We start from the raw sequence: 13,466 nt of genomic DNA on the forward strand, positions 1-13,466 counted from the left end.
ATTTATGCCGCATTCAGGGAATGATGCGGCGACGGCGGAATGCATCGAACAGCGAGAAAAACATGGCCTCGGTTTCGACAAACTGATGGAAACCGAAACGCCGCGCCTTGCTGCCGTCCGCGAACATGTCGTAGTCCCAGGAAAAGACGAAATCGGCGAAACGCCAGCCGGCCACCGCCCGGTAATCGGGCTCGGTCAAGGAGTGCCGTTGCGCCAGCTCGCGCCACAGCGGCGCTTTGTCCGCCATCATGTTTTCCAGCGTCATCGGCAACGGCGGCGCACATTCCAGCCCGAAGTACGCGGCGATTTTCGGCCACATTTCGCTCCAGCGAAACAGATCGCCGTTGTTGATGTTAAACGCCTGATTGGCTGCCGCAGGTTCGGTCGCCGCCCAGAGCGTGGCGCGTGCCAGCAGTCCGGCGTCGGTCATTTCCAACAGGCTGTGGTAAGCGCCCGGCTTCCCGGGAAAGCGCAGCGGCAGCCCGAGCGCTTTACTGATCGAGGCGTAAACCGCGATGCTTAACGCCAGATTCATCGGGTTGCCGAGCGAGAAGCCCCCCACGACGCTCGGGCGAATGGCGCTCCAACGCCAGCGCTTGCCTGTTTGGCGCTGCTCCAGATACTGCTGCTGCGCCGCGTTAAACTCCGGCGGCATATGCCCGGCATCGCTTTCACGCGCCGGCGTTTTAAACGGCCCCAAATGCGCGCCATAAACTTTATAGCCCTGCATCAGGCTGATATGTTCCAACGCCGGCGCAATCGGCTCCAGCCCTTCGACAACGTGTTGCAACATTTGCAGGTTCGGCGCCACCAGCCCCGCCCAATCCGGAGCATCTTGATAGGCGGCATAGAAAACGTGGCTAATCGCGCTCAGCGGACGCAGCGCGTCCCGCGTCGCCGCCGCATCCAGCAGGTCAACCTGCAGGTGGCGCACTCCAGGCGCCGGTTCGCCGCCCCGGCGCGAGACGCCCACCACTTGCCAACCTTGGTCAATCAGCTCCTCAATCAATCGGCGCCCAATCACGCCATTGGCGCCGATCACCAGCGCCTGTCGCTTTGCGTTCATTTTGTCACCCCTCGGATTATCGATACCCTGAGTGTTATTGATTAGCGATACTTGCGGTAGATGAGGGTTTCCACTAACACTAATAAGAAATATCTATAGGCAAAATCGACATGGATAAGCTGAACGCAATGAAAACCTTTATGCGGGTGGCGGAGCTGGGCAGCCTGTCGGCCACCGCGCGCGATCTGCGTTTGACGCAGCCGGCGGTCAGTCAGCAAATCGCCGGTCTGGAACAGCAGTTGGGGGCGCAGCTGCTGTTTCGCAGCACGCGTGCGGTCACCCTGACGGAGGCCGGCAATGATTACTATCAGCGCCTCAAACCGATTATGGCGGCGGTCGACGAAGCGGAAGAGGCATTGCACGGCCAGCACCACCAGCTGCAGGGCAATTTGCGCCTGCATGCGCCGACCGGATTCGGACAACGGCATATCACCCCTTTGGCCATCGCGTTCCAAAAACGTCATCCGGATCTCACCATCGAGCTGCTGCTGGACGATCGCCGCGCCGACGTCATCGGCGAAGGCATCGACGTGGCGCTGCGCTTCGGCGAATTGCATGCGCCCGGCATGGTGGCGAAACGGTTGGGTGAGCTGCAACGCCTGCTGGTCGCGTCGCCGGCCTATCTGGCCAGGCATGGCGCCCCTCGTTCGCCGGCGGATCTGGTGAAACATGCGCACATTCGCTACAGCGGCCTAAACGACGGCGATACGCTCACCCTGCTCGGCCCCCACGGCGCCGAGATGGTCGCGCTGCGGCCCACGTTTCGCGCCAACAATACCTTATCGCTGCTGGCGGCCATCGAGGCCGGGGCCGGCATCGGTGGCGCTCAGCGGCCGCTGATCGGCGAACAGCTGGCGACGGGGGCGCTGGTTCCCGTCTTGCCGGAATACCGCTACCCGCCCATGGCGCTGCATGCGGTCTATCCCGCTTTACGTTTTATTCCGCAGAAAGTGCGCGCCTGGGTGGCGCATTTGCAACAGGCGTTGACGGCGATCGAGGGAATTAGCGGAGTGAATGCCCCCGGCCAGACGCCGGGAGCATAATCATTATTTGAACAGTTTGCCGACCATGTCGCCCAGTTCATTGCTGTCTTGCTGCACTTCACCGTTTGGCGAAGCGGCATCCGCTACCGTCGGCAAGAACTGTGCAATGGTGCTGGACGCCTGGGCCGGATCGACGCCCAGCTTTTCAGCCAATTGATTGATCGCATCGCTGCCCAACGCCTGCTGCACATGATCGCCGGTAATCGGCTGGTTTTCGCCGTTACCGAGCCAGGAACCGACGATATCGCCGAACTGCCCCTGGCGGAACTTGTCCAAAATGGCCTGCAGGCCGCCTTGTTGCTCGACCCACTGCATAATGGCGATGTAGTCGATGCCTTTGCCGTTGGCGCCGCCGCCCAGAATGTTACCCAATACGCTATCGAACAGACCCATGATATTCCCCTTTCAGCCGCTGCGGCCCGTGCCGCACAGCCGGATTGATTTCACGAAAAAGGGCCGCCGCGGCGACCCTGTTGAGCAACGGCTGCTTAGCCTTTGATCTTCCTGTAGACAAAAAGCACCACCAGGGCACCGATGACCGCCACCACGAAGCTGCCCAGGTTAAAACCGTCAACGCGCCCCATACCGAAGAAGGTGCTGATATAGCCGCCGACGACGGCGCCCACGATCCCCAGTATAACGGTAACAATAAAGCCGCCGCCGTCTTTGCCCGGCATAATCCATTTAGCCAGGATACCGGCGATTAAACCAAAAATGATCCAGGAAATGATGCCCATTTTTACTCTCCCTATTGCCTTTTGCCTAACAGAAATCCTATTACCAGGCCCACGACGGCGCCGGCGCCTACCCCTGCCCAAGGGTTATCCTTGATGCAGGCACATGATTGCTCGAGCGCTGCCTTTACGCCGCTGCGCACTTCGCAGGCGGTGGTTTTAACGTAGTCGCTCGGTTGCTCAACACCGCTTAGATCGTCATTTTCATATGACATGTCAAATCCTTACAGACCCGCCCTCTGAGAACTTCGTCACCTGTTTCACGTCCGGCGCTGCCCGTTCCGCGATCTTGCTCTGGACACTCTGCCCACAGCCGTTCAAGACGGGGCGTACGGCGACAAACGCACAACATCACACTATGACTATAGTAAAAAATCAGCGGTTTACCCATTTCCGTCCGTCTGAATTTCACCGCGTCAAAAGCGATCGCATTTCATCCCATTGTCATCTGGGCAGGCTAAACTTTAAACACAGCCTCCTGGAGGAAACGCCGATGTTCAATGCCCCTTTTGTCCTGATTCTCGCGCTGCTGTATGCGCTGGCGGCCGTTTGGGACGGTTCCGCCGCGCTGCTGTTTCTCTAAGGTTACATAGTGGTTGTCACTTTTGCGATGCGCTGAATTGTGTCCTTATTTTTCAATGTCGCCAGCCGGTTGAAATAGCGGTGAATATCCGCCCTTCCCTCGGTAAAAATCTCATTTCGTTCCGTTTTCCGTCTGCGCTTAAATAAAGCGTAAAAAAAAAGCATGAATGGAAAACCCGGTCTCACAAAAAATGCTCTATCATTTCGCCCATAACAATTTGGGTTAAGGTCCCATTGCGAAATTAAAGGAAGAACAGAAAAAATGATTTTAAACCAACGCTTTGAGCGCGAATTCTTGCGCCCTCGTTATTGGTTGCTGTGGATAGGGCTGGGAATACTCTATCTATTGGTGTTATTGCCCTATCCGCTCATTTATCGGCTTGGACACGGCCTTGGCAGAATCGCCATGCCCCTGATGAAACGCCGGGTAAAAATAGCGCGCCGTAATTTAGAACTCTGTTTCCCTGAGATGCCCGCCGCCGAACGAGAGGCGCTGATTGTCAAAAATTTTGAGTCCGTCGGCATGGGCCTGTTCGAAGTCGGCATGGCCTGGTTCTGGCCTGACTGGCGCATCGCCCGTTGGTTTAAGGTGAGCGGCATGGAAAACATGCAGCTGGCGCGTCAGAACGGGAAAGGCGTGCTGCTGATCGGCCTGCATTTCCTCACTCTGGAGCTGGGCGCGCGCATCTTCGGCATGCAAAACCCCGGCATCGGCGTACACCGCCCGCACAATAACAAGCTGATGGAATGGGTGCAGACCTGGGGCCGGCTGCGCTCGAATAAATTCATGATCGATCGTAAAGATATCAAAGGCATGATCCGCAACCTGAAGCAGGGTGAAATCCTGTGGTACGCGCCGGACCACGACTACGGCCCGCAAAGCAGCGTGTTCGCACCGTTCTTCGCCGTGGAAAACGCCGCCACGACGACCGGCACCTATATCCTGGCGCGTATGGGGCGGCCGTCGATCGTGCCATTCGTGCCGCGCCGCCTGCCGAATGCCCGCGGCTACGAGCTGATCGTGCAGCCGCCGCTGACGGACTTCCCGCTGGACGATGAAACGCGCGCAGCGGCCATGATGAACCGCGTGGTGGAAGAACAGGTGCTGCTGGCGCCCGATCAATACATGTGGTTGCACCGCCGCTTTAAAACCCGCCCCCCCGGCGAACCTTCGCTGTATTAACCGCCTTCGTGCCTTCGCCCGCCCTGCCGGCGGCGAAGGCGCTCACCTCGCACGAGCATTCTACGTCAGGGGGACTACACTAATAAGTCACCGACGGCAATTATTGCCGCCAGCAATCATTTCTTCCCGCCCGAGGGCCGGTCGTTGCCTGTCGGGCCACAACCGAGGTCAATGTCATGCTGGTACAACCCTATTTGTTCTTCAGCGGTAACTGTGAGCAAGCGATTAACTTCTATGTACAGCAGTTGAATGCCAAAATTGAAATGGTCATGCGCTTTAAAGACATGCCCGAAGAAGCCCGCCAAGGCGGGCCGCAGGACGTCAATCCTGAAGCGATCATGCATGCGCGTCTGCTGATTGGCGACGGCGTGCTGATGGCCTCCGACGGCTGTCCGCAGGATGACAGCGGCGGCGCTTCCCATAAAGGCTTCTCACTGTCGCTGAACCCCAGCGACGCGGAACAAGGACGCAAACTGTTCGATAATCTGGCGCAGGGCGGCCAGGTGACGATGCCTTATCAAGCCACCTTCTGGGCCAAAGGCTTCGGCATGCTGACCGACAAATTCGGCGTCAACTGGATGATCAACGTCGAATAACCCCGCATGGCGCCGCTAGCTGTAGCGGTGCCAGTCATACGCCGCTTTGGCGAAAAGCGCGAACAACACCGTCAACAGCGCCAGCCCCAACCGCCAGTAAGGCGACCGTCGCCGCCGCCAGGCGAAGAACATCATCACCGCCAGCGCCCCCAGCGTGAGGGGGTAATACACCGCCAGCGTCAGTAAAGCGATAATGATGTAATCCGACATGGCTCTTTTACTCCTTCGCGTTCACACCGCCGCAAATGCGGGGTGCGAGGCGCCTTTCTCCCTATCGCCACGTTAAGGGCTAGAGGTCTGGCGCATTTATGCATAAAATATAAGATTGCTCTTAACTCAAATTGAATAGTAATCAAACAACAAGGGTGACATGACTCAGCAGCAACCCATACAGGATGCCGCGGCGCCGCGCAGCGTTAAAAGCTCCCCATTATTATTTCAGGCCGGCGTGTTTGTCATCATCGTTGCCGCCACGCTGATCCTCTTTAACAGCTGGCAAATCTGGAACGCGCACCAGCGGGATCTGCGCAGCGCCGAGCATGAATCCGCCAACCTAGCCCGCTCGCTGGCGCAGCATGCCGACGATACCTTCATGCAGGTAGACGGCAATCTGCTCGATCTGACCGAACGTCTCCAGAACGACGGACTGGGGCCCTCGCAATTGACCCGGCTGCAACGGGTGATGCAAACCCAGGTCGGCAACCTGCCGCAGCTGCACGGGATGTTTATCTACGATGCGAGCGGCCGCTGGCTGGCGACCTCCTCGGGCAAATTCATCAAGAACGCCAACAACGCCGATCGCGATTACTTCAAATATCACCAAAACCGCGATGGCGGCGGTCTGTACATCGGCGAGGTGATCCGCAGCCGCACCACCGGCGATCTGATCATCCCCGTTTCGCGGCGCTTCAACAACCCGGACGGCAGCTTTGGCGGCGTGGTGCTGGCGACGCTGTACGTCGATTATTTTCGCCAGTTTTACGACAGTTTCGCCCTCAACACCGACGCCTCGCTAAATCTGCTGCTGGCGGACGGCACCATCCTCTACCGCCGCCCTTACTCGGCGGCCTCGATCGGTAAAAATATCGCCAAGGGCGTGTTGTTCAGCGAAATATTGCCGCATTCGGAATTCGGCAACGCCACCATCACCTCCCTGTACGACAAAGTGGAGCGCATCTACGGCTATTCGCGGGTCAACCGCTTTCCGCTGGTGATCGCCGCCGGGCTGTCGAAACGCGACGCGCTGGCGGACTGGCGCACCGACGCCGGCCTGTTCGCCGCCGGCGGCCTCTCTCTGCTGATGATCCTGCTGGCGATGGGCGCGGTGCTGCTGCGGCAAATCAAGCACAGCATGCAAACCGAAGCCGAGCTGATGCGTACCCGCGATCAGCTGACCAGCATCAACCAGATGCTGGAAGAACTGGCGCTGCTGGACAGCCTGACCGGCCTGGCCAACCGCCGCCAGTTTGACATCGCGCTGAAGAACGAGCTGGCGCGCGCCTCGCGCAACTACCGCAGCGTGGCGCTGCTGATGCTGGATATCGACTACTTCAAGCAGTACAACGACAGCTACGGCCACGTCGCCGGCGACCAGTGCCTGCAGCAGATCGGCCAGACGCTGAAAGGGTTGGCGTGCCGCAGCAACGATATTCTGGCGCGCTACGGCGGTGAAGAGATGGGGATTATCCTGCCGGATACCGACGTGCAGGGCGCGCTGATTTTCGCCGAACGCGTCATCCAGGCGGTGCGCGATCTGAAGATCCCGCATCAGGGCAACCCGCACGGCATCGTCACCATCAGCATCGGCATCTGCGCCAAAGTGCCGCATATGTATAACGATACGCCGATCAGCTTTATCAATGAGGCGGACAGCGCGCTGTATCAGGCCAAGAAAAAAGGCAAAAACTGCATTTACGGCGCTTAATCACTCATCGGGCCACCAAAATTGGGCGGCCCGATTTATTCCCACGACAAAAATGAAATAATTTCTCGCCGAAACATTATTTCCCCAATTTGCCCCGCTCTCGGAATGAAATAACGCCAATAAATAAGCAGCATATTTATTTCCATTACAATTCAATAAGATAAAAAATGCGCTATTCCGCGGACAATTCGTGCCATTTTTGATTATTCGTGCCTACACCGAACCTCGTTTAGCCTCCGTTTACTTTTCATTGGCATTGCCGGTGATACGCTTAGCAGGACTATTCTATATATCAGGAAGCCATCGCACGCTTCGGCGCACTGCGCCCTGCTGATACATCCATAATAGAACCCATAAATTTCACGTTGCATTTGGGCGACCGACGCAAAGACTTTTGGCGTCGCTCCAGCCAGCCACGGCGCAAGCCAGTGCAGCCAACCACGCGGCAACCTGAAAGGCGGGAATAAAGCGATATAGATTTGCGAGGAGATCTCATGCCTACTGGCGATATTATGCGTGAACAGGCCGTCCTGACGCTGCCGTTGCGACAATGGGCGGCAGCGGAAGCATCCAGCGCGGTCAGCGAACTGGAACAGGGCAAGGTGCTGTTTCTGCCCGAACTGGCCTTCACCCTGTCTGAGCAGGAAATGCCGCTGCTGGATCCGGCGCTGGTCGATCCGAAGCGCAAAAACATCAGCTATCAACCGCTGTCCGGCAAGCTGACCGGCGTCGCCGTCGCAGAGCGCCGGCAGCAGGTTCAGCAACTGCTGGAACGTTATTACCAATCTTGCCGCCAGCTGATCGCCGGGCTGTTGCCCGAGTATCAGGAGGCGCTGCACCATCCGACCGGCAGCCTGCGTTTGCATCCGGTTTCGGCCTGGCGCGCAAGCAGCTCCTGGCGCAAAGATGACAGCCGGCTACACGTCGATGCTTTCCCGTCGCGCCCGAACTACGGCGAACGCATTCTGCGCATTTTCACCAACATCAATCCGCACGGTGAACATCGCCAATGGCGCGTCGGCGAACCGTTCCCTGAGCTGGCGCAACGCTTCATGCCGCGTCTGGCGCGCTACTCCGCCTTCAGCAGTTGGCTGCAGCACCGGGTACGCATCACCAAAACCCGCCGCAGCCATTATGACCACCTGATGCTGCAGTTGCATGACGCCATGAAGGCCGACGGCGATTATCAACAACAGGGGCCGCAGCTGGCGCTGGCGTTTCCGCCGGGCAGCAGCTGGATTTGCTTCTCGGATCAAACGCCGCACGCCGCGATGGGCGGCCAGTTTATGCTGGAACAGACCTTCTTGCTGCCGGTGAACAAGATGCAGGATCCGCAGCGCTCGCCGCTGAAAGTGCTGGAACAGCTGCGCGGTCAGCCGCTGATCTGAATAGATTGCCGCCGCCGGCAGCTCCGGCGGCGGCAAGCGCGCATCACGCCTCGAAGTCCCCCTGTTGGCGCGCCACCAACGTCAGGATGCTGTACAGCGCCACCGGCTGCTGTTCCTGATTCAATACTTGCACATCCCACACCACCACGCCGTGCGGCCGATCTTCGGCGGTTTTCTGCGGCTTGCGGATCTTCTTCTTGCAGGTCAACCGCACCTGAATGGTGTCGCCGATCTTCACCGGTTCGATAAAGCGCAGATTCTCCATGCCGTAGTTGGCGATCACCGGCCCGACGGCGGCATCGACAAACAGCCCGGCCGCGGCGGACACCACAAAGTAACCGTGCGCCACCCGCTCGCCGAACAGCGAATCGGCGGCGCCGATCTTGTCCATGTGCGCGTAGAAATGATCGCCGCTCAGGCAGGCGAAGTTGACGATATCCGCTTCGGTCACGGTACGGCGCGCGGTCAACAGGCTGTCGCCCAACTGCAGCTGCTCGAAGTATTTCCGGAACGGATGTACCGGGTGCTCGGCGACCGGCGCGCCGCGCACCCATTCACCGCCGATGGCCGCCAGCATCGCCGGGCTGCCCTGGATCGCCGTGCGCTGCATATAGTGCTTCACCGCGCGCAGTCCACCCAGCTCTTCACCGCCGCCCGCGCGCCCCGGGCCGCCGTGCACCAACATCGGCAGCGGCGACCCGTGGCCGGTGGACTCCGCCGCCGCCTGTTCATCCAGAATCAACATGCGGCCGTGGGCGCAGGCCGCCGCGCGAATGAAGCGCTTGGCCAGCGCCGGGTCGGCGGTCACCAGCGAGCCCGCCAGGCTGCCCTGCCCCAGCAACGCCAACGCGATCGCCTGCTCGGTATCCGCATACGGCATCAGCGTCGCCACCGGGCCGAAGGCCTCGGTGCCGTGCACTGCCTGATGGGTGAACGGATCGGCGCAATACAGCAAGGTCGGCGGATAAAACGCCCCGCCGCGCGCGCCGTCGCCCAGGATTTCCAGCTTATCCAGCGACGCGCCGCACAGCGGTTCGCAGCCGTTGCGCAGCAGGAACTCCACCTTGCTTTGCACATCATCACGCTGCTCGTGGCTGACCAACGCCCCCATGCGCACCTGCTCCAGCTGCGGGTCGCCCACCGTCACCCCAGCCAGGCGCTGCAACAAGGCCTGACGCACCGCAACCACCTGCGCCGCCGGCACGATGATGCGGCGGATCGCCGTGCATTTCTGCCCCGCCTTGGCGGTCATTTCACGGCACACCTCTTTGATAAACAGCGCAAACTCCGGCATCTCCGGCGTTACGTCTTCCGCCAGCACGCAGCAGTTGAGCGAATCCGCCTCCATGGTGAAGGCGATCGATTTCTCCAACAGCCGCGGGTGCGCGCGCAGCCGCTGCCCGGTCTGCGCCGAACCGGTGAACGTCACCGCATCCTGATAATCCAGGTGCGCAAACATGTCGCCGACGCCACCGCATACCAACTGCAGCGCCCCTTCCGGCACCAGCCCGCTGTCGACGATCAGCCTGACCATCGCCTGCGTCAGCTGCGCGGTGGCGGTGGCCGGCTTGATGATGGCCGGCATGCCCGCCAGCCAGGTCGGCGCCAGTTTTTCCAGCATGCCCCAGCAAGGGAAGTTGAAGGCGTTGATATGCAGCGCCACGCCCGGGCGCGAGGTCAATACGTGGCGAGCGGCGAACTGCGCCTGTTTCGACAACGGGATCAGCTCATCCTCCGGCCACAGGGTATCATCCGGCAGATCGCGGCCGGCCATGCCGGCATAGGCGAACAGCGTGGCGATGCCGCCTTCGATATCGACCCAGCCGTCGCTGCGCGTCGCCCCGGTTTGATAGGAAATCTGATACAGCGCCTCTTTGTGCGCCAGCAGGTGTTTCGCCACCGCTTTGAGCATCTGGGCGCGCTGCTGGAACGTCATTTGCGCCAGCGCCGGCCCCCCGTGGCGGCGGGCATAGCTCAGGCTCGCCGCTAACGGCAGGCCGTCGGAGCAGACCTGGTACAGCGCCTCGCCGGTCACGGCGTGGCGGATCTCGCGGCTCTCTCCCTGCCCATACACCCAGGCGCCAGAAAGATAACTGTGTAACTGCTGCATGTGCCCTCCAAAATTCATAAATTTTCACCCTACAGCTTAATTACGTATCACATAAATGCCAGTTTACGCCAAGCTCAATTTTAACAAAAAGAGAACAAGAAGCGCGTTCAAGCCGCTTTCCCTGTCGTTAACACAGAGTCATTGATTTTATTTATCAAATTAAATCAATAATATAAACAATTCACTTGTGAGTGCGCTCGCAAAACCACATGAATCTCGTTTGATCTTTTTGTTATCAGTTTGTAGCATTATGGTTAGTTAAAGTGATTCACATTTTTATGTTTAATGTGAAAAATACGAATCACCAAGAGGCGAGCATGACAACTGAAGCACAGTATCAGCAGCATTTCGACGCCAAGATCGCGGCGGATATCGCTATCGAAGCCAAAGACTGGATGCCGGACGCTTACCGTCAGAACCTGATTCGGCAGATCGGCCAACACGCCCATTCGGAAGTCATCGGCATGCTGCCGGAAGCCAACTGGTTGACGCGCGCCCCCACGCTGCGCCGCAAAGCGGTGCTGCTGGCCAAAGTGCAGGATGAGGCCGGCCACGGCCTGTACCTCTACAGCGCCGCCGAAACCCTCGGCTGTTCGCGCCAGGACATCTACCAAAAGATGCTCGACGGCAAAATGAAGTACTCCTCGATCTTCAATTACCCCACGCTCAACTGGGCGGATATCGGCGTGATCGGCTGGCTGGTCGACGGCGCCGCCATCGTCAACCAGGTGGCGCTGTGCCGCGCGTCCTTCGGCCCCTACGCGCGGGCGATGGTGAAAATCTGCAAAGAGGAAAGCTTCCACCAGCGCCAGGGCTACGAGGCGGTGATGGCGATGGCCCACGGCAGCGATGCGCAGCGCGCGATGTTGCAGGACGCCATCGATCGCTTCTGGTGGCCGGTGCTGATGATGTTCGGCCCGAGCGACGCCGACTCCCCTCACAGCGCCCAGAGCATGGCCTGGAAAATCAAACGCCACAGCAACGATGAACTGCGGCAAAAGTTCGTCGACAACACCGTGCCGCAACTTGAGGCGCTGGGCATGACGGCGCCGGACCCGAGTCTTACCTGGGACGAGGCCGCCGGCCACTATCGCTTCGGCGAGATCGACTGGAGCGAACTGCATGAAGTGATCAAAGGACGCGGCCAATGCAACCACGAACGCCTGCAGGCCAAACGCCGCGCCTGGGAAGACGGCGCCTGGGTACGCGACGGCGCCATGGCCCACGCCGCGAAAAACGCCGCTTCCGCCGCATAGCCAACATAAGGAACCGAGATCATGAGCCACGTTGAATGGCCGCTGTATGAAGTGTTTATCCGCAGCAAACAAGGGTTGGCGCATCGCCACGTCGGCAGCCTGCACGCCGCAGACGACCAAATGGCGCTGGAAAACGCCCGCGACGCCTACACGCGCCGCAACGAAGGCTGCTCGATTTGGGTGGTGCAATCCCGCCATCTGATCGCCTCGCAGCCGGAAGATCGCGGCGCGTTCTTCGATCCGTCCGAAGACAAGATCTACCGTCATCCGACGTTTTACACCATTCCCGACGGCATCAAGAACATGTAGAGGCGACCATGACGGTTAACGATCCGCGCATCAGCTATTTGCTCCGCCAGGGCGACACGCCTTTGATCCTCGCCCAGCGTCTGTGCGCCTGGTGCGGCCACGCGCCCGAGCTGGAAATCGATCTGGCGTTGGCCAACATCGGGCTCGATCTGCTCGGCCAGGCGCGCAACTTCCTGAGCTACGCCGCCGAACTGGCCGGGCCGCCCTGCAGCGAAGACAGCCTGGCCTTCGGCCGCGACGAACGCCAGTTTCATAACCTGTTGCTGGCGGAACAGCCGAACGACGGTTTCAACGACACGTTGGTGCGCCAGTTCCTGCTCGACGTCTACCACGTGCAGCTGCATCAGGCGTTGAGCCGCAGCCGCGATGCGCAGATCGCCGCCATCGCCGCCAAGTCATTGAAGGAGGCCGATTACCACCTGCGCTTCAGCCGCGGCTGGATGATCCGCCTCGGCGACGGCAACGACATCAGCCACCGCAAGATCCAGCAGTCGCTGGATAACCTGTGGCGCTTCACCGCTGAGCTGTTCCACGCCGACGCGCTGGAGCTTGAGCTGGCGGAACAGGGCATCGCCGTCGATCCGCGCCAGCTGCAGGCTCCCTGGCAAGCGCAGGTGGAGGAGACGCTGCGCCAGGCGACGTTGACGCTGCCCGCCGAGCAGGCGTTCCGGCACGGCGGCAAACAAGGCCGACACAGTGAACACCTCGGCCCGCTGCTGGCGGAGATGCAGTTCCTGCAGCGCGCCTATCCAAACAGTCAGTGGTAGGAGGCCGCGATGAACGTCACTCGTTTGCAACCCGCCGAAATCCCGCAGATTTGGCACTGCCTGCAGCAGATCAGCGATCCCGAACTGCCGGTGCTGTCGATCACCGATTTGGGCATGGTGCGCGACGTGGTGCGCGACGGCAGCGGCTGGCGCGTGACCTTCACCCCAACCTATTCCGGCTGCCCGGCCACCGAATTTTTACTCAACGCCATCGAGCAGCGGCTGACGGCCGCCGGCTTCAGCCCGGTGCGGGTGGACATTCGCCTCAGCCCGGCCTGGACCACCGACTGGATGAACGCCGACGCCCGCGAGCGGCTGCGGCAATACGGCGTAGCGCCCCCGCAGGGCCACACCTGCGATCGGCCGCACGCCCACGGCCCGGTCGCCTGCCCGCGCTGCGGCAGCACCCACAGCGAGAAGATCAGCGAGTTCGGCTCCACCGCCTGTAAAGCGCTGTACCGCTGCTGCGACTGCCGGGAACCGTTCGACTACTTCAAATGCATATAGG

Annotated in this window: 15 protein-coding genes; 9 read left to right on the forward strand and 6 right to left on the reverse strand. The window is 60.0% G+C overall.

Going from position 1 to position 13,466, the window contains the following annotated elements:
- Positions 1–13: 13 nt before the first annotated feature.
- Positions 14–1,066: an SDR family oxidoreductase gene (locus ACUTQY_RS02930; protein WP_046687367.1), complete on the reverse strand. Its 1,053-nt coding sequence runs from the start codon at positions 1,064–1,066 to the stop codon at positions 14–16.
- 110 nt (positions 1,067–1,176) lie between these two features.
- On the opposite strand from ACUTQY_RS02930, the gene ACUTQY_RS02935 reads away from it, so the two are divergent.
- The gene (locus tag ACUTQY_RS02935; RefSeq protein ID WP_033643598.1) at positions 1,177–2,109 is read left to right on the forward strand and encodes a LysR family transcriptional regulator; all 933 of its coding nucleotides are present in this window, start codon (positions 1,177–1,179) and stop codon (positions 2,107–2,109) included.
- 3 nt (positions 2,110–2,112) lie between these two features.
- On the opposite strand, the gene ACUTQY_RS02940 is transcribed toward ACUTQY_RS02935, so the two are convergent.
- From ACUTQY_RS02940 to ACUTQY_RS02950, 3 genes are all read right to left on the reverse strand, one after another.
- Entirely contained in the window at positions 2,113–2,502 is a 390-nt protein-coding gene (locus ACUTQY_RS02940) for a YidB family protein (RefSeq protein ID WP_019453502.1), read from the reverse strand.
- Between the two features lie 95 nt (positions 2,503–2,597).
- Positions 2,598–2,846, reverse strand: coding sequence for a GlsB/YeaQ/YmgE family stress response membrane protein (locus ACUTQY_RS02945; RefSeq protein ID WP_004935146.1), 249 nt, complete (start codon positions 2,844–2,846; stop codon positions 2,598–2,600).
- Between the two features lie 11 nt (positions 2,847–2,857).
- The gene (locus tag ACUTQY_RS02950; protein ID WP_033643599.1) at positions 2,858–3,058 is read right to left on the reverse strand and encodes a glycine zipper domain-containing protein; all 201 of its coding nucleotides are present in this window, start codon (positions 3,056–3,058) and stop codon (positions 2,858–2,860) included.
- A 629-nt stretch (positions 3,059–3,687) separates the two neighbouring features.
- Here ACUTQY_RS02950 and ACUTQY_RS02955 point away from each other — a divergent pair.
- Positions 3,688–4,608, forward strand: coding sequence for a Kdo(2)-lipid IV(A) acyltransferase (locus ACUTQY_RS02955; RefSeq protein WP_046687368.1), 921 nt, complete (start codon positions 3,688–3,690; stop codon positions 4,606–4,608).
- Positions 4,609–4,784: 176 nt separating this feature from the next.
- On the forward strand, positions 4,785–5,204 hold the full coding sequence (yjdN, locus tag ACUTQY_RS02960; RefSeq protein WP_046687369.1) for a VOC family metalloprotein YjdN: 420 nt from the start codon (positions 4,785–4,787) through the stop codon (positions 5,202–5,204).
- A gap of 15 nt (positions 5,205–5,219) precedes the next feature.
- Here the strand turns inward: yjdN and ACUTQY_RS02965 are convergent, their stop codons facing one another.
- Complete coding sequence (locus ACUTQY_RS02965; RefSeq protein WP_033643602.1) at positions 5,220–5,414, reverse strand: hypothetical protein; 195 nt, start codon at positions 5,412–5,414, stop codon at positions 5,220–5,222.
- A 160-nt stretch (positions 5,415–5,574) separates the two neighbouring features.
- On the opposite strand from ACUTQY_RS02965, the gene ACUTQY_RS02970 reads away from it, so the two are divergent.
- Positions 5,575–7,128 (forward strand): sensor domain-containing diguanylate cyclase, encoded by a 1,554-nt coding sequence (locus ACUTQY_RS02970; RefSeq protein WP_060660554.1) that lies wholly within the window; start codon positions 5,575–5,577, stop codon positions 7,126–7,128.
- Between the two features lie 494 nt (positions 7,129–7,622).
- Positions 7,623–8,516 carry a Kdo hydroxylase family protein gene (locus ACUTQY_RS02975; protein ID WP_033650811.1) on the forward strand — a complete coding sequence of 298 codons (894 nt, stop codon included), beginning with the start codon at positions 7,623–7,625 and terminating at the stop codon, positions 8,514–8,516.
- A 43-nt stretch (positions 8,517–8,559) separates the two neighbouring features.
- Here the strand turns inward: ACUTQY_RS02975 and paaZ are convergent, their stop codons facing one another.
- A complete protein-coding gene (gene paaZ, locus ACUTQY_RS02980; RefSeq protein WP_046687371.1) occupies positions 8,560–10,626 on the reverse strand; it encodes a phenylacetic acid degradation bifunctional protein PaaZ in 2,067 nt (688 codons plus the stop codon).
- Between the two features lie 317 nt (positions 10,627–10,943).
- Here paaZ and paaA point away from each other — a divergent pair, with 317 nt between their 5' ends.
- The 4 genes from paaA to paaD are packed head-to-tail and all read left to right on the forward strand — an operon-like array spanning position 10,944 to position 13,465.
- Positions 10,944–11,882 (forward strand): 1,2-phenylacetyl-CoA epoxidase subunit PaaA, encoded by a 939-nt coding sequence (gene paaA, locus ACUTQY_RS02985; protein ID WP_042784922.1) that lies wholly within the window; start codon positions 10,944–10,946, stop codon positions 11,880–11,882.
- Between the two features lie 21 nt (positions 11,883–11,903).
- Entirely contained in the window at positions 11,904–12,191 is a 288-nt protein-coding gene (gene paaB, locus ACUTQY_RS02990) for a 1,2-phenylacetyl-CoA epoxidase subunit PaaB (RefSeq protein WP_004935173.1), read from the forward strand.
- Between the two features lie 8 nt (positions 12,192–12,199).
- Positions 12,200–12,958: a 1,2-phenylacetyl-CoA epoxidase subunit PaaC gene (gene paaC, locus ACUTQY_RS02995; RefSeq protein WP_046687372.1), complete on the forward strand. Its 759-nt coding sequence runs from the start codon at positions 12,200–12,202 to the stop codon at positions 12,956–12,958.
- A gap of 9 nt (positions 12,959–12,967) precedes the next feature.
- Positions 12,968–13,465 (forward strand): 1,2-phenylacetyl-CoA epoxidase subunit PaaD, encoded by a 498-nt coding sequence (paaD, locus tag ACUTQY_RS03000; protein WP_033643609.1) that lies wholly within the window; start codon positions 12,968–12,970, stop codon positions 13,463–13,465.
- The last annotated feature ends 1 nt before the right edge of the window (position 13,466 follow it).

The organism is Serratia sp. TSA_130.1 (genome assembly GCF_052691795.1).

Excerpts from the sequence above, each read along its gene's own strand:
- paaD (WP_033643609.1), top strand. The coding sequence starts at position 12,968 with ATGAACGTCACTCGTTTGCAACCCGCCGAAATCCCGCAGATTTGGCAC.
- ACUTQY_RS02950 (WP_033643599.1), bottom strand. The coding sequence starts at position 3,058 with ATGTCATATGAAAATGACGATCTAAGCGGTGTTGAGCAACCGAGCGAC.
- ACUTQY_RS02965 (WP_033643602.1), bottom strand. The coding sequence starts at position 5,414 with ATGTCGGATTACATCATTATCGCTTTACTGACGCTGGCGGTGTATTAC.
- ACUTQY_RS02940 (WP_019453502.1), bottom strand. The coding sequence starts at position 2,502 with ATGGGTCTGTTCGATAGCGTATTGGGTAACATTCTGGGCGGCGGCGCC.
- ACUTQY_RS02935 (WP_033643598.1), top strand. The coding sequence starts at position 1,177 with ATGGATAAGCTGAACGCAATGAAAACCTTTATGCGGGTGGCGGAGCTG.
- ACUTQY_RS02955 (WP_046687368.1), top strand. The coding sequence starts at position 3,688 with ATGATTTTAAACCAACGCTTTGAGCGCGAATTCTTGCGCCCTCGTTAT.
- ACUTQY_RS02945 (WP_004935146.1), bottom strand. The coding sequence starts at position 2,846 with ATGGGCATCATTTCCTGGATCATTTTTGGTTTAATCGCCGGTATCCTG.
- paaZ (WP_046687371.1), bottom strand. The coding sequence starts at position 10,626 with ATGCAGCAGTTACACAGTTATCTTTCTGGCGCCTGGGTGTATGGGCAG.
- ACUTQY_RS02930 (WP_046687367.1), bottom strand. The coding sequence starts at position 1,066 with ATGAACGCAAAGCGACAGGCGCTGGTGATCGGCGCCAATGGCGTGATT.
- paaB (WP_004935173.1), top strand. The coding sequence starts at position 11,904 with ATGAGCCACGTTGAATGGCCGCTGTATGAAGTGTTTATCCGCAGCAAA.
- paaC (WP_046687372.1), top strand. The coding sequence starts at position 12,200 with ATGACGGTTAACGATCCGCGCATCAGCTATTTGCTCCGCCAGGGCGAC.
- ACUTQY_RS02970 (WP_060660554.1), top strand. The coding sequence starts at position 5,575 with ATGACTCAGCAGCAACCCATACAGGATGCCGCGGCGCCGCGCAGCGTT.
- yjdN (WP_046687369.1), top strand. The coding sequence starts at position 4,785 with ATGCTGGTACAACCCTATTTGTTCTTCAGCGGTAACTGTGAGCAAGCG.
- ACUTQY_RS02975 (WP_033650811.1), top strand. The coding sequence starts at position 7,623 with ATGCCTACTGGCGATATTATGCGTGAACAGGCCGTCCTGACGCTGCCG.
- paaA (WP_042784922.1), top strand. The coding sequence starts at position 10,944 with ATGACAACTGAAGCACAGTATCAGCAGCATTTCGACGCCAAGATCGCG.